The organism is Alteromonas macleodii ATCC 27126 (genome assembly GCF_000172635.2).
Taxonomy (GTDB): Bacteria; Pseudomonadota; Gammaproteobacteria; order Enterobacterales; family Alteromonadaceae; genus Alteromonas; species Alteromonas macleodii.
In genome coordinates this window covers 3,742,235-3,762,615 of the sequence record NC_018632.1, presented here as the reverse complement: position 1 = coordinate 3,762,615, position 20,381 = coordinate 3,742,235, and the positions used below count along the sequence as shown (strand labels likewise).

Below are 20,381 nucleotides of genomic sequence, written 5' to 3'. Positions count from 1 at the left end.
ATTGCGGTTTACGAAATTTATTCTTGGTTCTAGTGTAGAACATGTTCAGGCACATCTCGCCTTTACATACTAGGAGCAAGTGATATGAAAAATTCGCGTTCAACATTGATGTTAACTGCACTATTAAGTAGTGCGCTTCTTACCCATTCTGTAATGGCAGATGATTCCATCGACCACAGTGGCAAAGCCAGTAAACATAGCGCGCTTGCTGCATCTGAAGGCCTAGCAACGACGGCGTCAGTAGCGAGTGCAGTAGTTGCTGTTCCGGTGATACTAACCGGCAGTGCTGTAGTGGCAGGTAGCGCAGTTGCTGAAAGTGTGATTGACGAGAGTAGCCGCAGTATTCACGGAGCTAGCCATCAGTCCTCCGTTAATAATAACCAGCCGTTAGTGGTTACCGAAACGATCATTACTGCAGACCCTGCGCCAAACAAAGTCGTTGCAACCACTAACACAACAACGACTACTACCACTACCACAACTAAACGCTAACGGTAAATTAATTGCTCGAACTTTGAAGCGCGACTGGAAGCTAAAAAAGTAGCTGTAGCTTGTTAAAAAACTGCTACAGCGAAGTGTTGTGCATCTAGCGCTTTAGGTGGCTCTTATTCAGTGCAAGTCGAGAGAATTTAAGCAGGGAAGAGTATGAAAACATTTTTGTATTCAATAGCTGTGGCTTTGGTACTACTTACTGCTAACGCTAATCACGCTTTGGCAGGTAGTCAGCAGCACGGAAAACCTTCGTTTTCACCAGAAGCCATTGCCATTTTTTCTAAAGAAGTAGAAAAGTATGCGGCAAGCCAAGGAGCTCGTGCCTTCATTATTGCAAGGCGAGGCAGACCGATTGAAGACATGCCGGAGGGCATTCGCTTCACGCACACTGCTATTGCTATCTATTCAAGCATTCAGCTAGATAATGGTGAGACAGCCAAAGGCTATGCAATCCATAATTTGTATCAAGATGCTGATGAACAAGACGTGAGTCATTTAGTTACAGATTATCCGGTAGATTTTTTCTGGAGTGCTTATGCGCTCGAGGCTGGCCTCATTATCCCACCGGTTGCCGTGCAGCAAGCGCTTATAAGCATGTACAGCGAAGATAGAGCAAAATTGTTGCATAACCCACGCTATTCAGTAGTTGCTAACCCATTCAATAGTGAACGACAAAACTGTACCGAGTACACACTAGATGTACTGAATGCTGCGGTGTACTCCACCACAGATATAGCCCAGCTAAAAGCTAATGCAAAGGCATATTTTACGCCGCAAAAAGTAAACATGAGCAGCGCCAAACTAGGCTTGGCGAGTATGTTCAGCGACGGAGTGACGCTGTCCGATCACGGTCGTAAGGTGGAAACAACTACATTTGGAAGCCTTGCTCGTTACATGCAGAAATACGATTTATCGGAAAAGGCAGTTATTTTTGCGAGCAACGGTGAGACAACTATTATCGAGGAATTTAACAATGCAGACTCAGAATAAACCAACGAAAGCGTTTCGAATAGCATCACTGGCAGCCCTAATTGTGGGTGTAGGCGCTTATTTTATCGGCCTTTACAATGCCCCAATGGCGCTTAATGAAAAAGGTTATTACTTCACTATTATGTTATTCGGCTTGTTTTCTGTAGTGAGCTTACAAAAAACGGTACGCGATAAAATGGAAGGTGTGCCAACTACCAAAGCGTATTTCCTTGCATCAGCTGCAGCTACTGCATCAGCCATCGTATTGTTAGTGGTTGGCTTATTAAATGCTGAGCTTTTATTAAGTGAAAAAGGCTTCTTCGGCATGGCCTTCACTCTAAGCCTCTTTGCCGCTATTACGGTGCAGAAGAACGTACGCGATAGCCAAACTACCGACGAGTCACGCAACACAAAAAGCGATACTCAAAGCAGCGCTACTGAGCACGAAGACTCTCCCAAAGTGAAAGCCGCTTAAAAAATGGGGTCAGAGTACATTAAATTAATGGGGTCGGGGTACATTTATAAGTAATGTACTCTGACCCCATTAGTTTTACGATTTACGCTTTTGGTTTCGGCGCATTTTCAGTATGGTTGGTAGTATCGCTGGTAAAGCATTCAGCCAGCTTGTTTAACGCATCAGGGATGAATTATGCGCAAACCCGTTAAATACCGAATAGCTTTTCTAATAGTTGCTGCTGCCTGCTTTTATGTAGGAACGTTATTTTTACCTGAAACACTTCCTGACATAATCCTCTCCTTTGAAAGTATTTGGGCTAACGCACAGTGGCGAAATACCTTGCTTGTTACGTTGGCATATTTTGTCTTTTTGCCTGCACTTTACTATTTCTGGATTATTCAAATTGGCAATCAGGCTCTGTGGAAATTATTGCTAGTTTTTTCTTTAAGTAGTTTGGTCGCACGCTATAACTATCCAGAGAAGTTAGCCTATTACTTTGAATTCATTACCTATCTTAAATATCCGATTATTGCCGTATTGATGGTGATAGAAATTCTCCTTCTGGTAACGATAGTTAAAGCGTTGTGGGGGGCTCGAAAGCTCTCTGGCGATCCGCGAATTCATATGCTGGAACAATATGAAGGCGATAACATTTATGAAAAAGGGTCGAAAGAAGCAAAGAAGTTAGAGTTGGCACTTATGTTTGCTCATGAGCCCGCCAGTTGGTACTACGCCATACCTCGTTTTAGTAGAAACCATGTTCCCGCCATAGCCAATCTGCATTTATGGTCCGCACAGTGGTGGCATGTGTCACTGGTTTGTGTAGTGCTTGTAGTTGCGACGTATGCAAGTTATCTCGCCATAGCACTTTGGAGTGAAACGGTTGCCATTGTGGTGGCAACCTTGGTTTTTTATCTCATAGTGATGTTTATTGCTAACTACAGAGTCAGCAAGCATTACTCTGTTTACCTTACAAAAGATAAGCTTATGGTGAATAATTCGTGGTGGGGAATGACTGTTATTTCACTTTCCAATATTAAACAAGTAGAAACAGGCAGTTGGACAGCAGCTTCAACACAAGAACAGTTCCATTTCGGTAGAGGCAACGCAAACGTTAAGCTTACCTTTGTGTCAGAACAAAAATATTACTCGGGTTTAGCGACTTTTATTGAGCCGATGGACACACTTTATCTCAGTGTCGACGACCCGTCAGCATTGCGTGGGATTTGTCAGCCCCAACAACACGCCGAATAAATGGGGTCAGAGTACATTACTAAAAAAGTACTCTGACCCCATGATCTCAAAATGCTAGTCGGTTTCGGCTTGCCATTCAGCTAATTGCTTAGCGATTTGTGCTGAGACTCGTTCGTCAACTATTGCGGCGCGCCGATTCATTTCGTGGTGCCATTGGCTGTTTTGTTTAATATGTGAAGGTACTGGCGCATGACGGTTCAAAGGACCCGGGTAATAGTATGCGTCAGCAACGTCTGAAAGCTTTTGATTCGTGCCGTCTGCAAATCGTGCTGAAATGCTGGATAAAGGGGAGTTCAATTCACTCTTTTCGTTAAGCAAAACAAGCGTAGGAGTAGAAATATCGGGTATTGTCGATGTGGAAAAGTGGGTCCATACTGTCGCAATATTTAGGTCCTTAAGTTTAAAAATAAAGGGCACAAACTCATTGAGCGCTTCTCCCCGCTTTAACGATACAGGCTGCTTTAATGTATGCATTGCGCCAAACAGAAGAATCGCTTTATCGTTTTGTTCAGCTATCTGCTTCACAGTTTTTTCATAGTTAACAATGCGTGTTTTGGTGAGAGACTGCCATTGCTCTTTGCTCAATCCTTCCCATTTAAACTCTGGTTCAGCTAGAGCTATGCGCACTTTATGGTTTGACGATGCATTGAGTAACCTTAGTTTCTGCACAAAATGTCGGTAATGCTTATATTGCCACGCCATGAAATAAATACTGTCCTGCCACAAAGGCTCTAACTCTTGCAGTGAAACCTTTGTATTGGGGTTAAGCAGATAATCATCCAACTCGGGCTGGTAATGGCTATTACCGAACTCAGTCACAATAACGTCGACACTCTCAAAGATATCACGATCAGACAGAGCGTTGATTAAGAGCTCTGTCGGTGCTGCGGAGCCGTGTATATCACCAATTGCCACGATTTGATGTTCGCTTAATAAATGCTTAAAGGTTTGATTTACCTTGTTGTTCCCAGAATTAGCGATATGAGTTGAAGGCGAAACCTCGTTAGCAAAAGAAGTGTAAGGTAATAACACCGAACACATAACAATGACGAAAAGCGAATAAATCGAGAAAGAGTGGTAGCGCATCATATATATGAAAGAATAGTTTGTTTGTAATTGATTATCATTATTATTTATTGTAAATGAAAGGGGAGGTAAACATAAAACGGACGTTTTTACGTAATTCAATTAAAATAAAGTGGTATGAAGGTCATTGGCTTTAAAAAGGTGAATGAGTTGTAAAGTCTGCCGCTTCTCCTTTATTACGGACCAATGTCGAATTGATTCGGCTCGAGTGCTTGCGTATTCTCGACATACTTAATGAAATAACTGCTATAGGTGACAAACGTTGTGTGTGAACTTTTAGGCATGAGTGCGAACACTCCTACTGACCTATGTTTTAGTTTTACCGGGCTGACTCGCCGCGGTGGTGAAACAGGGCCGCATAAAGACGGCTGGGGCGTTGCTTTTTATGAAGGGAAGGGCGTGCGTATGTTTCACGATCCCGAGCCTTGCGCCACATCACCCATCGCAGACTTTGTTTCGAAGTTGCCTATAAAAAGCAAGAATGCGATTTGCCATATTCGTCAGGCTAATGTGGGTAACATTAACTTAGCTAACACGCATCCCTTTACTCGCGAACTGTGGGGGCGATACTGGGTGTTTGCGCACAACGGACAACTACCTAATTTCTCGCGCCGGACGGGTGTTTACGAAGCAGTTGGGGATACCGATAGCGAAGAGCTTTTCTGCGATATTATGAATAATGTTAGGCAAAATCTCCCCCGAGACGCTATGCCTGAGCAGTTAGCTGAAACGTTAGTTTCACTTGCAAAGGAGTACGCTCAGCAAGGTGTATTCAATTGCTTGCTGAGCAATGGCGACTGGCTATTTACCTTCTGTAGTACAAAGTTAGCTAGCATTACCCGCAGAGCGCCTTTCGGCCCCGCTTGTTTAAGTGATGTAGAGGTGGAAATTGATTTTGCAGCTGAAACCACGCCAAAAGATGTGGTGAGTATTATTGCTACCGAACCGCTAACCAACGACGAGCAATGGGATATCTACGAACGGGGTGAGTGGAAGCTATGGCAGGAAGGCGAAGTCATAGCCTCGGGTAAAGTGGATGTCCCTGAACACAAAAAAGAAGCCGATATGGTTGCACCAGATCCATCGCTTCACGACTAATCACGAACTATGGGGTCAGAGTAACTTAAATGGCCCCGCTCTCAAAAAGCTCGGTGCTGAGTTAGTAACCCAGCGTAATAATGTACTCTGACCCCATTTTTAACCCAATACTTGGGTGATGGCTTGTTTCACTACTTGGTAGCGGGCGGGTAGAGCGCTGTGGGGTGTTTGAACACTGTATAGGGGCTCGGTTACTTCATTTTTAGCTTTGTAGACGGTAAGTTTGTCGGCAAAAGACACAAAGTCTAGTGTGCTGGTGGGCAGCACGGTGTAACCCAACCCTTCGCTTACCGGCAGTAGAATTTGCGAAAGTTGGTTGATGTAGCCGGTATGAGTCAGCTTATTTGGATTAACGTTAGCTAACTCAGCTTCTCCGCAATCGTTAAAATAGCGCTGCAAGTAGTGCATGGCATCAGGGTGATTAATAAGCCCTAGATGCTTGATGACGGCTTCTATTATTCTACCATCATCAGTTTTACTCTTTGCTTTTCCAGATACGCTTGCTACTTTTGCTACCGAACCCGAACCCGAACCCGAACCCGAACCCGAAATAAAACCCTGCGCGTTTTCAGATAACCCAGGAACCTGCGCAGCAAGCGCGTCAGGTAGGCTACGCGGTAGAATAAGCCCCAATGCTTCTTCGCCTAAATACTCACTATGTATATCTTCGCTCTCTGGCTGGTTTGTCACAATGCCAAGCTCCAGCGTATTGTTCGCAATGCCTGACAAAATAGTACGACGAGGTGCGACTTCCACGTGAATATTAAGCGCGCTATGCTGTTTTTGCAGTGCCAGCAGAGCAGGGTAAATACGCTGAGCAATCGCACCCGAGCAGGCCACTACACACTTACCTTCAAAAGGGGCGTCAAACTTTAAGCTGGCAATAAAATCTTGCTCTTTTTCCTGCTGCTCCTTGGCATAGTGGTACACACGCTGGCCCTGTTCAGTTAGCTGAATCCCCTTGCCTAAACGGATGACTAGTTCACACTGACATGCCTCTTCCAGTTTCTTAAGGTGCTGACTTACGCCCGGCTGCGTCATAAACCGTTGCTCTGCGGTGCGCGTAAAATTCCCCGTTTCTACTAACGTGATAAAGGTGTCTAGCCAAATAGGGTTTATCATTTGGGTATAATTAAAATTTATTAAATTTAGAAAATATCATAATTTCATGTTTCATCTTTGTCTAGCTACTATGTATGCACATTCACTTAAGCGGTGTTCGAGTTGGCCTTCTTGAAGAGGCGGCCGCTTAAGCCATTTCGATAACTTGCACTACATAGGAGTAAGTGATGACTGAAGCAGTAAAAACACCATATCCACGTACGTTTTCTCATATTGGAATTTCAGTACCTGACTTAGAAGCTGCCGTGAAATTTTATACCGAAGTACTTGGCTGGTACCTCATCATGAAGCCAACAGAGATTGTTGAAGATGACTCGGCGATTGGCGAAATGTGTACCGATGTATTTGGTCCAGGTTGGGGAAAATTCCGCATTGCGCATCTATCAACAGGGGATCGTGTCGGCGTTGAAATCTTTGAGTTCAGCAACCAAGAGAACCCAGAAAACAACTTTGAATATTGGAAAACCGGTATCTTCCATTTCTGTGTTCAAGACCCAGATGTAGAAGGCTTGGCTGAGAAGATTGTCGCTGCTGGTGGTAAAAAGCGAATGAAGGCGCCGCGTTATTACTATCCGGGTGAAAAGCCTTACCGCATGATTTACATGGAAGACCCGTTTGGCAACATCCTTGAAATTTATAGCCACAGCTATGAGTTGCATTATGCAAGCGGCGCTTACGAATAAGCATTGTTTGTAAGGTCTGTTAATTATCGCTTCATGCTTGTATGTAGCGGGCGTTAATTAACAGGAAGGCGAGGGCGTTAATAGCAATTAAACGTACCTCGCCTTTTTATTTTTAATTAGGCTAACCGAACCTGCCAGACACATAAGGATTCGTGGCCTTTTCGGTTGCAACCGTAGTGGTTGGCCCATGACCCGGGTAAATCGTCATATTATCCGGCAGCACCATAATTTTCTGTTTAATCGAGTCGATTAATTGCTGATGATTACCTTGTGGGAAATCAGTTCTGCCAATAGAGCCTGCGAAAATTACATCACCCACAATAACGCGATTACTTGAGCGTTCTACCAGCACCACATGACCAGGTGTATGACCCGGGCAATGCAGCACTTCTAGCGTTAAATTGCCCACTGAAATGGTATCGTTGTCGTTTAACCACTCGTTGGGAGCAAAAGGCTGGGCGGGTGGAAAGCCAAACATCTGGCTTTGCTGCATAAGCGCATCTAACCAGAATTTATCGCCAATATGCGGCCCTACAATGGGGACACCGTAATGTTCTGCGATGGCGACGGTACCACCTACATGATCTAAGTGCCCATGTGTGAGTATAATTTTCTCTATACTCACGCCTTTATTTGTAGCAGCTTCAATTAACGTTTCAACGTCGCCACCTGGGTCGACAAACGCGCCTTTGTTAGTGGATGAATCCCAAATTAATGAACAGTTTTGGGCAAAGGGCGTAACGGGTATAACTTGAATTTCCACGGTTTAACCTTTTGATTCTTTGTTGCTTGGAGCGAAATAAAAAAAGTAAAGCAGTGCGCCAACCACTAATTCACCCAGTAAAAATAGCCACGCGTTGGTTGACGACTGTGCAATAGACCATGCGCAAACCGCTAGTGCGACAAAGGGTATCAGACGTCGAAACAGGTTTACAGGGCTGGCAAATGCGCCTGCAGAGCCGTTAAAATAAGCGTCATTCTCAGAATTATCTTGCTGCATGCTGCTTTGTGAAGAAGCGCTCTGCAAGGTAGCACCTTGCAATGAAGCCCGCTGTGCTTTCATCAACACCACTACACACACGGCGTAAACCACAAGCCGGGCAAGCACGCTTGAAATAGCTAACCACACAAAGCTGCCGCTCAGCGCCATAGTACCGGCAAATATTCCCAGTATTGATATGGAAACTGCTGGGGTAGCAAAGGATGTGTGAATCTCACCTAACTTCTGTCCCAGTTTACCTGGAATAAGTGACTGCTGGGCCATAGAGAACGTAAGTCGAGACGTAGATATCATATTCGCTAACAAGTTACCGGCAACCGACACTACGGCGGTAAGCGTCATTATGAGGGCCCCGGTTTCGCCAAATATCATATTGGCGAGTGCAATTAGCGGTGCGCTATCAGGTTTTGCAGGCCCCACGGTGTGCCAATAAAGCCACTGCACGCAAAAGTAAAATATGGCGATACCTGAAACTGTAAGCATTAAAGCCCGAGGTATGGTCTTTTTCGGCGAACTGGTCTCGCCGCTCGTGACCACTACCGTTTCAAAACCAATAAAAGCGTAAAGCGTAAGTAGGGCACCAGCAGAGATGGTGTCAAATGCAGGCACAACGGTTTCCGAAGAACGCACTAACGCAGTAGAAAAATCGAGCTGCCAGTAACCAACCGCAATAAGCGCCACGAAAGGCAGCAGTTTTAGCACCGAGATAGCATCAAGTGAACGCATGGCGGCCTTAAGGCCGACAATATTCACTATGATTAGTGCTGTGGTAAGCGCGATAATAGCGAATGATTTGCCTATTCCCGCATTCAGTTCGGGCCACACATAGCCGGCGTATAGCAATAACACGTGCATGTTGGCGGCAATCGCCGTTGCGCGAGCCAAGTAGTAAATAAAGCCAGTTTGAAACGCCGCTGCGTCGCCAAAGCCTTTCTGGGCGTACACCACAGGTCCACCGGTCTCTTGGTACAGCGCCGCTAGCTGCCCAAAACACCACACTATGGCCAGCATAAGTGCGCCAAAAATCAAAAAGATGTAAGGGCTGAAAGCGCCAAGCTCAGCGGCCATTTTAGCGGGCAGAGCGAAAATGCCCGCCCCAATAAGGCCATTCAACACCAAGAGGGCAGCGCCAATGCCGCCAATCCCTTTGGTTAACAGGCTCTTGCTCTCACTGCTCATTTAGAAAAAACTTCTTCTCCAGCCACATAAGTAGCGTGTACTTCGGTTTTCCAAATGTCTTTGGCATCAATGGTAAAAATATCTTGGTCTACCAAGATAAAGTCTGCCCATTTCCCAGGCGTTAGTGTGCCTAAGGTATCTTCCATGTGCCCTGAATAGGCTGCATCTAACGTAAACCCTTTGAAGGCTTGTTCAATGGTTAACGCTTCGTGGGCATACCAGCCTTTTACGGGCTGATTGTTTCTGTCTTGGCGCGTAACCGCAGCGTGAAGGCCGTAAAACGGGTTAGCAAGCTCAACGGGGAAATCAGAGCCTAAAGGCAGTGCAATACCCGAATCGAGAAGTGTTTTCCATGCGTAAGCGCCTTTCATACGATCTTTGCCTAGGCGATCTTCCGCCATGTTTTTATCGCTGGTGGCATGAGTTGGCTGCATGGAAGGTAAAACCTTTAGCGAAGCAAAGCGAGCTAGGTCATCTGGCGCAATCACCTGTGCATGCTCAATGCGGTTTCGCAGTTCACTGCCGCCAATACTCTTAAACGTTGCTTCAAACTCGTTCAGTGCAACATGGTTAGCTTTATCGCCAATAGCATGGTAGTTAAGCTGAAAGCCTGCACCGATAACTGTGGTAAACAGTTGGGTCATGTCTTCTGGTTGAGTTAACAGTAAACCATGTTGATGCGGCGCATCTGAATAAGGTTCAAGCAATGCAGCGCCTCGGCTACCTAATGCGCCATCGCCATAGGCTTTAACCGAACGAATATATAAGAAATCGTCTTTGTCGCGAATGGTGCCGTTGCCTAGAATGGTGCTGAGGTCAGGGTCTGTCGCACTCACCATGGCATAAATACGCACAGGCAAGTCACCTTCTACCGCTTCTTTTAAATAGAAATCGTAAACGTCTCTGTCTATGCCAGCATCGTGCATTGACGTAACACCATTTGCTAGTAAGTGCTCACCTGCTGCATGTAATTGCTGCTCGTAAATAGCGTTGCTTGCTTTAGGCAAATGCGCTTCAATTAGTTGCGATGCATTATCAATAAAAACACCGGTAGGATTACCGTCGGCGTCTTTAATGATTTCGCCCCCTGCAGGCGATGGGGTGTTTTTAGTTATACCCGCAATTTCCATCGCTTTACTGTTCACCCAGGTAGCGTGGCTGTCTACGCGAGCTAGTGCCACAGGTCGGTCAGAAATGACTTTATCTAGATCAGCCGCTGTTGGAAACGCTCTGTCAGACCACAATTCCTGGTTCCAACCGCGCCCGGTAATCCAAGCTTGTTGTCCATTTGCAAAGGCGTATTCGGCAACTGTCTTGGCCGCGTCTTGTGCACTGCTACTTTCTCGCAAATCGACTTCCAACAAGTTTGCGCCTAAGCCTAGTAAATGCCCGTGAGCGTCGATAAGCCCGGGCAGCATAACTTTGCCTTTGCCATCAATGGTGCTGTCGACAGGCGTGGTGCCTTTGTCGATATCTAATGCAACCACTTTGCCTTCATCAATGACAAGGTTTTTAAACGTAATGAGTTTGCCACTTTCATTTAACGTATAGCCTTTTACGTTCTCAACAAGCGTTGCAGCATCTACCGTAAGCGTGGTGGTTATAGCGCCTAACGTTGCCGCCGTTATAAAGATTGCGGTTAGTAACTTTGAAAGCGAGTGCTTTTTAAATGTCAGTGCCGACAATGTAGAGTTCATAGTGAGTTTCTGCCTTTTTTATTTCTGTTTTATTCTTTGTTTTTTAGTTTTTATACCGAGCTGCTCGAGTTTCAATAGCTGCGCACTAACGCAACGCTATGCCTCGACACGCTCGGTGTCTTCAAATTCGTCTTCGTCATCAAGGTCAAGAATGGGAGGCTGCAGCAAAAAATCTCTCTCCCAAATCTTAGCCATACTCGACTGGCTAATGTTGCCACCACTCAATATAACAAGAGCGGTTTGCCCAGGTGGAGTGTTGGCAGCCCAAGCCGCTACTGCAGCCATGGTCATCGCGCACGTGGGCTCAATATGAAGCTTTAGTAAATGATGTAGCCATTGGGTCCAATAAGCAATTTGCAGCTCATCCACTTCGTAGAAATCATCTATTTCTTGCAGTATAGGAAACGTTACATCGCCAACAGAAGGCGTGGCAGCACCGTCTGCCAAGGTATTTGGAGCATAGTCTAAAGCAATGATCTCACCAGCTTGCAAAGACATAGAGGCATCATTCGCTTCGGCGGGCTCAGCGCCAATGACCAATGCATTTGGCTGTAGTGCGCGAGTTGCCAGTAATGAGCCCGACAATAACCCTCCGCCACCACACGGCGCAAAGACAGCATCCACCTCACCAATTTCGTTAAGCGCTTCTAACGTTGCCGTGCCTTGTCCTGCCACAATATCTTTGTGGTTAAACGGCGGTATCCAGACCGTGTCTGGTGCTTTTGACGCTTGCTCGACAGCCGCATCTGCTTCTGGACGGGTAGGAAATAGTTTTAATTCAGCACCATAGCTTTGCGTAGCGGCAGCTTTAATCGGCGAAATGGTCTCGCTCGCAAAAATAGTGGCCTTAATACCAAAGTGAGACGCTGCATAGGCTACTGCCTGAGCATGATTTCCAGAACTATTGGCGACCACATGCTTCGGTAAACGACCTTCCTCTTTCAAGCGGGCTAAAAAATTCATAGCCCCGCGAATTTTGAATGCCCCGATGGTCTGTAAGCACTCCGCTTTAAACAGAATGCGGTTGCCCATCCATTTGTTGAGCAACGAAGATTCAACAATCGGCGTTTTCTTTACGTCGCCTTTTATACGTTCATAGGCTTGTTTAATGTCTTCGAAATTTGGGGAAATACTCATTAAGTAACGCTCTTTTCATTTTGGTTTTTTATGGGGTAGCGCCGACAAGGGCCTTTACGCACTAAAAGGAAATCGGAAGCCTTACAGTGCCAGATACTATTAGATAACGCCAGAGCCTATACCACATAAGACAATTCATATTTATTTAATAATTCTACTTTAGTATATCGGCGCTAGTTACCGGAGACAGGCACATGTTAAGCAAACACAACCATCGTATTTACGCCTTACCTACGGTTTTGTTTCTTTTTCTCACCTTTTTATTTGTTTCTGCTGGTGTTTTTATTCAAAACGATGAACGCGCAGCACGTATTTCTAAAGCGCAGTCGGTTGCCGAGCAGGTAAAAATTAGTCTTGAAGTTTTCTCAAGCGAACGTATTCAAGCGCTGCACAACCTAATGCGAAACTGGCCCACCTTTGAGCCAAACCAAGTAGACTGGTTTAATGCGCAAGCCCTGTCATTGATGGGCATGCAGCGAGGCTTTTCATCGTTGGTATTTGTCGATGCGAGCGGTGAGATAGCGTGGGTGGCAACACCATCTTCCGGTATTAAAACCCGTATAGACAACAGCCTCATTGGCCATCCTATGGATGCGTTGGGAATCAGCATATCGCGTTTGTCCGAGGATTTGGAAAGCACGCTTTTGTATTCAGATGCCGCTCAACATCACTTTATCGTTGTGGGCAGGGCCATAAGCCCTCAAGAGCCTGAGCACGGATTTCTGGTGGCGGGGTTTGACGTACAAACCATATTAACCGTGATGTTAGGCGAGTTAGTAGGCCCACAGTTTAACTTTCAGCTAAACGCCGGCAGTGCAACGCTTTTTCAAAGCGGTGAGTTAGTCAACGATGGCACCATTGTGTCGCTTTTGCCGTTCAGTTTTTTAGAACGCGATTTTTACCTTTCCATGCAGTCTCAGCTAAGCCCATATAACGCTGGCTTGTTAATTATTATGATTGGACTGTTGATGTCAGCGCTAGTGAGCTATGTGCTGCACAAGCAGCTCAAAGGTGCGGTTAATTTGTCTTTAAGTCAGCAGCGTTACCTCACCGCTAGCGAAGCCTCCCTTGATGCGCTTCTTATTTATCAGCCAACAGATGACGACTTTTCTCTAGTAGAAGCAAACTCATACAGTCGCTACCTATTTCGCGGTGCATGCGATGTATTGCGGTCTATGAGCTTAGCCGAGCAAACGCGTTATTTAGGTTTAAGCAGTGAATTTAAAAACGCCAAAAACGTGGCTGAACTTGGCGTGCCTTATGAAGCTCACCTTGCCATTCATAGCGATAAGATTGTGCCTCAATGGATAAAAGTTCAGGTGGTAAAAGCCGGTGACAATATTGCGGTAACCGTAAGGGACGTGACCGAACGTTTTCGCGCCCAGCACGATTTAAAGCGTAGCGAAGAAAAGTATCGCCGCTTAGTTGACGGCATGCACCGCCACTTTGTTTACACCAAGACCATCGAGCACAACTTTATGTATGTGAGCGCGGGTATTGAAAAGATTTTAGGGTTTAGCGCAGAAGACTTCTGTGCAAACGAGTCGAAGTACGTTCGCCAAGTACCGGACGAGACGTTTGAGATACGTCAAACCATTGCCCGTGGCGAAAAGCCCGAGCCTTATATTGTGCATTATCAAGGAAAGGTCGGCGAGCCGTTAGCGATTGAATTTTCAGACACGCCCATTGTCGACGAGCAAGGGCTACTGGTTGCCGTTGAAGGCATAGCACGTGATGTAACCAAAGAGCTGGCGCTGCAGGAAGAAGTGTATTTTCAAGCTAACCATGACCAGTTAACCGGGCTGTTTAATCGCTATGCATTTGATGAGAAACTGCGAGCGATCCTTGATGAAACGCATAAAGCGGCTGGTCAGCAGGGCGAGAGCAAGGCTTTAAACCACATTGATTTTGAAAAAGTGGCGAGTATCAATTCGCCTCGCGCTTACCACAAGCAAAGCGTGATGTGCTTTATCGATATGGATCGATTCAAGTTAGTAAACGACAGCTGTGGTCATCCAGCCGGCGATAAGCTGCTAAAAGAAATCTCTACCATATTTAGGCAATACGTGAATGGGCAAGATCTGCTTGCCCGAATAGGGGGAGACGAGTTCTGCATTATATTTCGCAATCAAAGTTTGGATGAGGTGACCAAGCGCCTAGACAAGCTTTTATTGGCGATTTCAAATTATCGTTTTGTTTATGACGACAAGTTGTTCTTTGTGGGGGCAAGCATTGGCGTTATCGAAATAAACGAGAGTACACAAAGTGCAGAAGCGTTAATTAAAGCTGCTGACAACGCGTGTTACAAAGCCAAACACTTGGGTCGAAACCGTTACTTTGTGTTTCATGATAATGACTCGCAAATGGCCATTGATGACAGTGAAAATCAGGTGTTACATGCCTTGCATCACGCATTACAAAACGACGGGTTTGAGTTGTATAGCCAAGCTATCATGCCGCTTAACGTGCCCAATCAAGAAAAGGCCGCCCAACTTCAGCATTACGAGATTTTGCTTCGTCTACATGCAAAAGACAGTGGCCTTATAAGCCCGGGGCTTTTCATCCCGTTGGCAGAACGTCACGGTTTAATGAACAAAGTGGATATGTGGGTGGTAGAGAACACCCTTAAAACCCTTGAACGTAATCCTGCTCATATCGATACCGTGGGCAAAGTCGCGATTAATTTATCGGGTATTACACTAGGTGATGAAATGGCGCTGCATAAGATTGCCAAGCGTATGCAAAGTACTTCTGTACCTGCTGAGAAAATTTGTTTTGAGATTACAGAAACAACAGCGGTAACTAACTTAAGCGCTGCTAAACATTTCATTTCTACGCTACGCGATTTGGGGTGTAGCTTTGCCTTAGACGACTTTGGTGCAGGTATGTCCTCGTTCACCTACCTGAAAAACCTAGATGTTGATTACGTTAAGATCGACGGCTCCTTTGTGCGAAATATCGTTCACGATCCTATCGATCATGCTACAGTAACTGCGATAAATAATATCGCGCACAGTATGGGTAAACAGACTGTGGCCGAGTTTGTGGTCGATAACGCGACCGCCGAGGTTTTACGAGAGCTTAAAGTAGATTTCGGTCAAGGCTTTGCTTTGGATAAACCCAAGCCACTGGCGCATAGAGTTCAATGGCGAGTTAAACTTGCCTCTGCCTAAAAGGAAATGTCATGGGTTTATTTGATACCATCATGGGTAATGCAAGCGAGACTAGCGCTTCAGATGTTCAAGAAGAGCTTACGCCTATACTTGCTGCTAACGAAACCGTTACCTCTGCGTTTAAGCTAGTGCGCGATTTGAGCGTATTCACAAACAAGCGCCTAATCCTTATTGATAAGCAAGGCCTTACCGGGCGCAAAGTGAACTATCATTCAATACCTTATAAATCTATCACGCAGTTTATCGTTGAGACGGCAGGGCATTTTGATACTGACGCCGAGCTTAAAATTTGGCTGTCGGGCAAAGCCGATCCTATTGAGATTGAACTAAGTGCATCGTCTGCTCAGGCGGTACAGCAAAACCTAGCAACCCAGATGTTTAGCTAGTTTCTGCATTTGTAGTACTTGATAGATGCTTTGAAGTAGCAAGTAGCAAGTAAAGAAAGTCTAATCACCCTGCAAGTGCAGAAAGCGCTACAACGCAAACATGTACAAAATAAGCGTTAATTAAACTGACCAAACAAAAAAGCGATGCCTTCATAAGCATCGCTTTTTGCTTTTTACTACTTTCTAGGGCTTGTTGAGCTTGGATGTACAGGAGAGATAAACATGCTCCAGGCTCTAACCGTATTAGTCTTTCAAGTTACGGTTAAAGAAGTTAGTAATAGTTTTATATAAGTGAATGCCCGTTTGCTTACCACGGATGCTGTGCTTCTTGCCCGGGTAATCCATAGTTTCAAATGGAATTGCCAAGTCTTGAAGGTGCTTGTAGAGCATTGTTGAATGGGTAAACAACACGTTGTCATCTGCCATGCCGTGGTAAATCAAAAGGTCGCCCTTCAGATCTTTTGCGTAAGGGAATACTGAAGACGCAGTGTAAGCATCATCATCTGTATTTGGGTTGCCCATGTAGCGTTCAGTGTAGTGGGTATCGTATAGGCGCCAGTCGGTCACCGGCGCACCTGACACGCCCGCTGCGAAGTAATCGCCCGCTTTGAACATGGTCATTAGCGTCATGTAGCCGCCATAGCTGTGGCCATGAACACCAATACGCTCAGCGTCAACGTAGTCAAGCGTACGCAAGAACTCTACGCCTGCAACCTGATCGTCCACTTCAATAAAGCCCATTTTTTTATAAATAGGATCTTCAAAGCCTTTACCGCGATAGTTAGAGCCGCGGTTATCTAGCGTAAATACCACATAGCCTTGATCAACCCAGTGTTGGAATAGCAAGCCACGGTTACCCGCCCAGCTGTTTGTTACCACTTGTGCGTGCGGGCCGCCGTAAAGGTAAACAATAACAGGGTGCTTCTGTTTAGGGTTTTGCTTGGCACTATCAGGCGTGTAAATTCGATATTTAAGGGTTGCGCCATCCTTTGTGGTGATGTCACCAAACTCAGGTGCCGTCCAGCTATCCATGTAAGCGTGCAGAGGGTGGCCTTCTTCAACTTTATTTTCTTCAAGCCAGGTAATTCGCTCGCCGGTAGCACTATTTAGGCTAACTTGTGCAGGAGAGTTAATCGTTGAGAAACGGTCAATAAAGATAGAGGCATCTTTGCTAAATGCCGCGCTGTGATACGCGCCTAGTTCAGTGATACGCGAAATCTCGCCGCCATCTAAAGGCACGCTGTAAACATGGCTTTCTAGTGGGGTGTCTTTGCGGCCAGAGAAGTACAAACGGTTGTTCGCTGTATCAATAGCTTCAACACTGTCTACAACCCAATCACCTTTGGTTAATTGCTTAACCAGCTTGCCGCTGTTGTTAAATAGGTAAAGGTGTTTAAAACCGTCGCGCTCAGACGCCCAAATAAATTGTCCTTTGTCTTTTAGGAAGTAAAGGTCGTTGTGCAGGTTTACCCAGGTATCGCTCGTTTCGGTAAGCAATACGTTTTCTTTCTTGCTGTTAAGGTCGAACGCACGCAGCTCTAACGTTTGCTGATCCCGTGTCTGCCATTGGTAGGTGAAGGTGGTGTTGTTTGGCATCCACTTACCGCGAGCAAAATAAATGTCTTTATCTTCACCTAAATCCACCCAAGTGCGATCGCCAGAGTTGATGTCTTGAATAGCAAGTTCCACCAAGACGTTTGGCGTGCCCGCTTTCGGGTATTTCTGTTCGATAAGTTTGATGTCGTCAGCATAGATTTCAGAACGCGTGATAACATCTACTGGGCTTTCATCAACTTTGGTAAAAGCAATTTTAGTTTCATCTGGCGACCACCAGTATCCGGTCATACGGCCCATTTCTTCTTGCGCCACAAATTCGGCCATACCAAATTTAATGTTGTCGCCACCTTCTTTGGTAATTGCCGTTTCTTTACCTGATTCAATGTGTTTTACATAAAGGTTCTGGTCGCGAATGAAGGAAATGTAGTTACCTTTTGGTGATAATTTAATATCAGTTTCAAAAGCGTCAGTATCTAAAAGTTGCTTCGCCCCTTTTTCGCCCAGCTTGTGATAAAACACATCGCCACCTAATGGGAAAAGTAATGCTTTACCATCGTCCGACCACTGGTAGCTTACAATACCGCTGCCAGATAAACGCATACGCTCGCGTCGCGCTTTCTCTTCATCAGAAAGCACTTCTTCGCCGCTTTGTAGGTCGTTTGAGTCGAAAAGCATGCGAGTTTGGCCACTTTCAATATGGTATTCCCATAGATCTAGGCGCTCGTAGTCGGTTTGCTTACCTTTAAGAAATGTTACCCGTTGACCGTCAGGTGATACTTTTAACGAACGGGGTGCGTTGCCATCGAGTGAAGGAGAAGAGAAAATACGCTCAATTGTGAGCGTTTCAGCGTTTAAAGCAGTAGAGAGCATAGCGGCTCCAATTAAAAGGGCTTTTTTCATTTTTATCTGCATATTTGACTGTCGAAGGTTTGATTGTAGTTATATCAATTTATGATACAAGGTGCGACATATGAAATCCGCAATGGTGCTAGGAGCGACAGGTTTAGTGGGACGAACGCTTGTAAATATGCTGTTACAGGATAGACGGTACAATGAAGTAACCTGCTTAGTCAGAAAACCGCTCTCCTCCAGTATGTTTAACGACCCTCACAATCGCCTAAAGCCCGTGGTTATCGACTTCGACAATCTACAGGACTATCAAGGCTACTTTAGCGTAAATCATGTTTATTGCTGCTTGGGTACCACGCTTAAAAAGGCCGGGTCTAAACAAGCCTTTCGCCGCGTTGATTTTGAGTATGTTCACGTTGCTGCGCAGCTTACCCGAGCTCAGCGCGCGGACAGCTTTGTATGGATATCATCGGTAGGCGCTGATGCTAAAAGCAGTAACTTTTATTTACGAGTAAAAGGCGAGCTAGAAAACGCGATTATGCGAATGCCTCAGTTACCCCATGCCTCTGCCGTACGCCCTTCGTTATTGTTGGGCAATCGCGACGAGTCGCGGACGCTAGAAGATATAGCGCAGAAAACGGCGCCCATATGGCAAAGCATAATGAAAGGCCCGTTAAAGAAATACCGACCCGTTCATGCCGTTGATGTGGCCAGAAATATGATGTCGCTGCAGCGCTGGAAATAAGCGCTCACAGTAAATGTCACAACCTTAACGTGAAGCACAACCCGACTTGATATAGAATGCGCGCCTTTTAACGCACTAGGTAATACGACTTCCTTATGTTCCGCTGTAAACAATTCACCGTAGCACAGGACAAATGCGCGATGAAAGTGAACACCGACAGTCTGATTTTAGGAAGTTGGGCACAGTTTCGTGCAAACCTCAGCCATGCTCCACGTATCTTGGATATCGGCACCGGAAGTGGCATTTTAGCGTTGATGATGGCCCAAAAAGCAGCGCACTTTTGCAATCCGAACGGTGAAGAGCAGAGCGTTCAAAGCAGTTCAATTGACATCAGCTCGTTCGATAATGGCGCAGCCAGAATTGACGCGATAGAAATAGATGAGCAAGCCGCAGCGCAGGCCGCTACCAACTTTGAAAATGCAAAATGGGCCAAACAGCTGTTTATTTACTGCTGTGATGTAACTGGCTACACCTCACCCCACTTGTATGACCTAGTGATTTCTAATCCGCCTTACTTTGACACGCCAGCTACACTTTCAAATGCGTACAGCAAGCAAAGCCAATCTCGCTCGGTGGCAAGGCAAACGTCTGCATTGGGCCCAGATGAACTTTTTAGTGCAAGCAGCACGTTGTTAATAGAACAAGGGCAAATGTACTGTGTGTACCCAGCGTCGATGGAAGCCTCGGTTATCGAAACGGCTGAAGGTTATGGCCTATCGCTGGCAGATATTCTTTATGTAAAGCATACATCTAACAAATCGCCTTATCTTTGCGCGTTCCACTTTAAGAAAGTAATGGAGGGCGCAAGTGATAATCTTAAAAACGTTACTGCACATCGGGAATGGCCGAGCTTAACAGCGAAAAATGCAATCAAAAATGAGCTGATAATTAGGGATCAAAAGGGCGAATATACCAGTGAATACAAAGCCCTTTGTCAGCCTTTCTACCTTAAATTTTAATGAGCTTATATCAATGAACATAGTTGCAGAAAGCTTTGGCGCAATAGCCGTTGTTTTAAATTTTATTGGGTATCGCCAAACGAACGTAGACAAGTATTTGCTTATTTCTGCGTTTGCCTTAAGTGCACTTAGCGTGCATTTTTTTATGCTAGATGCCATGGCCGCAGGCATTGGAACACTGCTTGCCAGCGTTCGTAACTTTATTGCCATTAAACATAGAAGCAATGCCATTTTATTTTTCTTTGTTGCGGTGAATCTAGGCTTCCTCGCTTACGAGTGGTTTGTGCTAGAGCACAGCTGGATAATCTTCATTGCCTATGCGTCGTCACTTATTTTTACAGTGGGATCTTTGGTTATCCGCAATACGCACACTATTAGAAAGGTTTTTCTTGTTGCTGAAACTTTGGGGCTGTTATATGCCATTTCCGTAGGCAGTATTTTTGGAACGGTATTCAATGTAAGTAACTTGATCAGTATTTTAAGTAAGCTGCGCAAGCCCTAACGCTTTAGCAATAAAACTCACCTTATCAATTAGTCT

Annotated in this window: 18 protein-coding genes; 11 read left to right on the top strand and 7 right to left on the bottom strand. The window is 45.4% G+C overall.

The features are described from left to right. Nucleotides 1–84 precede the first annotated feature (84 nt). The 4 genes from MASE_RS16055 (at nucleotide 85) to MASE_RS16040 (ending at nucleotide 3,172) form a co-directional block, all read left to right on the top strand. Nucleotides 85–492 (top strand): hypothetical protein, encoded by a 408-nt coding sequence (locus tag MASE_RS16055; protein WP_014950770.1) that lies wholly within the window; start codon nucleotides 85–87, stop codon nucleotides 490–492. Nucleotides 493–645: 153 nt separating this feature from the next. Continuing rightward, the gene (locus tag MASE_RS16050) at nucleotides 646–1,482 is read left to right on the top strand and encodes a DUF2145 domain-containing protein (RefSeq protein ID WP_014950769.1); all 837 of its coding nucleotides are present in this window, start codon (nucleotides 646–648) and stop codon (nucleotides 1,480–1,482) included. Further along, nucleotides 1,466–1,936, top strand: a complete 471-nt coding sequence (yiaA, locus tag MASE_RS16045; RefSeq protein WP_014950768.1) for an inner membrane protein YiaA — start codon at nucleotides 1,466–1,468, stop codon at nucleotides 1,934–1,936. Before MASE_RS16050 ends, yiaA begins: the two co-directional genes overlap by 17 nt. 174 nt (nucleotides 1,937–2,110) lie before the next feature. After that, nucleotides 2,111–3,172, top strand: a complete 1,062-nt coding sequence (locus MASE_RS16040) for a hypothetical protein (protein ID WP_014950767.1) — start codon at nucleotides 2,111–2,113, stop codon at nucleotides 3,170–3,172. 54 nt (nucleotides 3,173–3,226) lie between these two features. On the opposite strand, the gene MASE_RS16035 is transcribed toward MASE_RS16040, so the two are convergent. Then, nucleotides 3,227–4,087 (bottom strand): hypothetical protein, encoded by an 861-nt coding sequence (locus tag MASE_RS16035; RefSeq protein WP_231506574.1) that lies wholly within the window; start codon nucleotides 4,085–4,087, stop codon nucleotides 3,227–3,229. Between the two features lie 435 nt (nucleotides 4,088–4,522). Here MASE_RS16035 and MASE_RS16030 point away from each other — a divergent pair, with 435 nt between their 5' ends. Further along, nucleotides 4,523–5,356, top strand: a complete 834-nt coding sequence (locus MASE_RS16030; protein WP_014950765.1) for a class II glutamine amidotransferase — start codon at nucleotides 4,523–4,525, stop codon at nucleotides 5,354–5,356. A 99-nt stretch (nucleotides 5,357–5,455) separates the two neighbouring features. On the opposite strand, the gene MASE_RS16025 is transcribed toward MASE_RS16030, so the two are convergent. After that, nucleotides 5,456–6,478, bottom strand: a complete 1,023-nt coding sequence (locus MASE_RS16025; RefSeq protein ID WP_014950764.1) for a LysR family transcriptional regulator — start codon at nucleotides 6,476–6,478, stop codon at nucleotides 5,456–5,458. Nucleotides 6,479–6,645: 167 nt separating this feature from the next. On the opposite strand from MASE_RS16025, the gene MASE_RS16020 reads away from it, so the two are divergent. After that, nucleotides 6,646–7,161: a lactoylglutathione lyase family protein gene (locus MASE_RS16020; RefSeq protein ID WP_014950763.1), complete on the top strand. Its 516-nt coding sequence runs from the start codon at nucleotides 6,646–6,648 to the stop codon at nucleotides 7,159–7,161. A 121-nt stretch (nucleotides 7,162–7,282) separates the two neighbouring features. Here the strand turns inward: MASE_RS16020 and MASE_RS16015 are convergent, their stop codons facing one another. The 4 genes from MASE_RS16015 to MASE_RS16000 all read right to left on the bottom strand — a co-directional run bounded on the left by MASE_RS16015 (nucleotide 7,283) and on the right by MASE_RS16000 (nucleotide 12,174). Beyond that, a complete protein-coding gene (locus tag MASE_RS16015) occupies nucleotides 7,283–7,924 on the bottom strand; it encodes an MBL fold metallo-hydrolase (RefSeq protein WP_014950762.1) in 642 nt (213 codons plus the stop codon). Nucleotides 7,925–7,927: 3 nt separating this feature from the next. Next, nucleotides 7,928–9,340: an APC family permease gene (locus MASE_RS16010; protein WP_014950761.1), complete on the bottom strand. Its 1,413-nt coding sequence runs from the start codon at nucleotides 9,338–9,340 to the stop codon at nucleotides 7,928–7,930. Continuing rightward, the gene (locus MASE_RS16005) at nucleotides 9,337–11,037 is read right to left on the bottom strand and encodes an amidohydrolase (protein ID WP_014950760.1); all 1,701 of its coding nucleotides are present in this window, start codon (nucleotides 11,035–11,037) and stop codon (nucleotides 9,337–9,339) included. The genes MASE_RS16010 and MASE_RS16005 overlap by 4 nt, the downstream gene beginning before the upstream one ends. Before the next feature lie 96 nt (nucleotides 11,038–11,133). Continuing rightward, complete coding sequence (locus MASE_RS16000; protein ID WP_014950759.1) at nucleotides 11,134–12,174, bottom strand: serine/threonine dehydratase; 1,041 nt, start codon at nucleotides 12,172–12,174, stop codon at nucleotides 11,134–11,136. A gap of 194 nt (nucleotides 12,175–12,368) precedes the next feature. On the opposite strand from MASE_RS16000, the gene MASE_RS15995 reads away from it, so the two are divergent. Beyond that, nucleotides 12,369–15,347 (top strand): putative bifunctional diguanylate cyclase/phosphodiesterase, encoded by a 2,979-nt coding sequence (locus tag MASE_RS15995; RefSeq protein ID WP_014950758.1) that lies wholly within the window; start codon nucleotides 12,369–12,371, stop codon nucleotides 15,345–15,347. 11 nt (nucleotides 15,348–15,358) lie between these two features. Beyond that, complete coding sequence (locus tag MASE_RS15990; protein WP_014950757.1) at nucleotides 15,359–15,733, top strand: PH domain-containing protein; 375 nt, start codon at nucleotides 15,359–15,361, stop codon at nucleotides 15,731–15,733. 243 nt (nucleotides 15,734–15,976) lie between these two features. Here MASE_RS15990 and MASE_RS15985 read toward each other — a convergent pair whose 3' ends face one another. Continuing rightward, a complete protein-coding gene (locus tag MASE_RS15985) occupies nucleotides 15,977–18,190 on the bottom strand; it encodes a S9 family peptidase (protein ID WP_014950756.1) in 2,214 nt (737 codons plus the stop codon). Nucleotides 18,191–18,260: 70 nt separating this feature from the next. On the opposite strand from MASE_RS15985, the gene MASE_RS15980 reads away from it, so the two are divergent. The 3 genes from MASE_RS15980 to MASE_RS15970 all read left to right on the top strand — a co-directional run bounded on the left by MASE_RS15980 (nucleotide 18,261) and on the right by MASE_RS15970 (nucleotide 20,345). After that, nucleotides 18,261–18,884 (top strand): NAD(P)H-binding protein, encoded by a 624-nt coding sequence (locus MASE_RS15980; protein WP_014950755.1) that lies wholly within the window; start codon nucleotides 18,261–18,263, stop codon nucleotides 18,882–18,884. A gap of 140 nt (nucleotides 18,885–19,024) precedes the next feature. Continuing rightward, nucleotides 19,025–19,843 (top strand): tRNA1(Val) (adenine(37)-N6)-methyltransferase, encoded by an 819-nt coding sequence (locus MASE_RS15975; RefSeq protein ID WP_014950754.1) that lies wholly within the window; start codon nucleotides 19,025–19,027, stop codon nucleotides 19,841–19,843. Nucleotides 19,844–19,856: 13 nt separating this feature from the next. Beyond that, the gene (locus MASE_RS15970; RefSeq protein WP_014950753.1) at nucleotides 19,857–20,345 is read left to right on the top strand and encodes a YgjV family protein; all 489 of its coding nucleotides are present in this window, start codon (nucleotides 19,857–19,859) and stop codon (nucleotides 20,343–20,345) included. The last annotated feature ends 36 nt before the right edge of the window (nucleotides 20,346–20,381 follow it).

Coding starts and splice junctions, on each gene's coding strand:
- MASE_RS16055 (WP_014950770.1), top strand. CDS start 85: ATGAAAAATTCGCGTTCAACATTGATGTTAACTGCACTATTAAGTAGT.
- MASE_RS16050 (WP_014950769.1), top strand. CDS start 646: ATGAAAACATTTTTGTATTCAATAGCTGTGGCTTTGGTACTACTTACT.
- yiaA (WP_014950768.1), top strand. CDS start 1,466: ATGCAGACTCAGAATAAACCAACGAAAGCGTTTCGAATAGCATCACTG.
- MASE_RS16040 (WP_014950767.1), top strand. CDS start 2,111: ATGCGCAAACCCGTTAAATACCGAATAGCTTTTCTAATAGTTGCTGCT.
- MASE_RS16025 (WP_014950764.1), bottom strand. CDS start 6,478: ATGATAAACCCTATTTGGCTAGACACCTTTATCACGTTAGTAGAAACG.
- MASE_RS16020 (WP_014950763.1), top strand. CDS start 6,646: ATGACTGAAGCAGTAAAAACACCATATCCACGTACGTTTTCTCATATT.
- MASE_RS16010 (WP_014950761.1), bottom strand. CDS start 9,340: ATGAGCAGTGAGAGCAAGAGCCTGTTAACCAAAGGGATTGGCGGCATT.
- MASE_RS16005 (WP_014950760.1), bottom strand. CDS start 11,037: ATGAACTCTACATTGTCGGCACTGACATTTAAAAAGCACTCGCTTTCA.
- MASE_RS16000 (WP_014950759.1), bottom strand. CDS start 12,174: ATGAGTATTTCCCCAAATTTCGAAGACATTAAACAAGCCTATGAACGT.
- MASE_RS15995 (WP_014950758.1), top strand. CDS start 12,369: ATGTTAAGCAAACACAACCATCGTATTTACGCCTTACCTACGGTTTTG.
- MASE_RS15990 (WP_014950757.1), top strand. CDS start 15,359: ATGGGTTTATTTGATACCATCATGGGTAATGCAAGCGAGACTAGCGCT.
- MASE_RS15985 (WP_014950756.1), bottom strand. CDS start 18,190: ATGAAAAAAGCCCTTTTAATTGGAGCCGCTATGCTCTCTACTGCTTTA.
- MASE_RS15980 (WP_014950755.1), top strand. CDS start 18,261: ATGAAATCCGCAATGGTGCTAGGAGCGACAGGTTTAGTGGGACGAACG.
- MASE_RS15975 (WP_014950754.1), top strand. CDS start 19,025: ATGAAAGTGAACACCGACAGTCTGATTTTAGGAAGTTGGGCACAGTTT.
- MASE_RS15970 (WP_014950753.1), top strand. CDS start 19,857: ATGAACATAGTTGCAGAAAGCTTTGGCGCAATAGCCGTTGTTTTAAAT.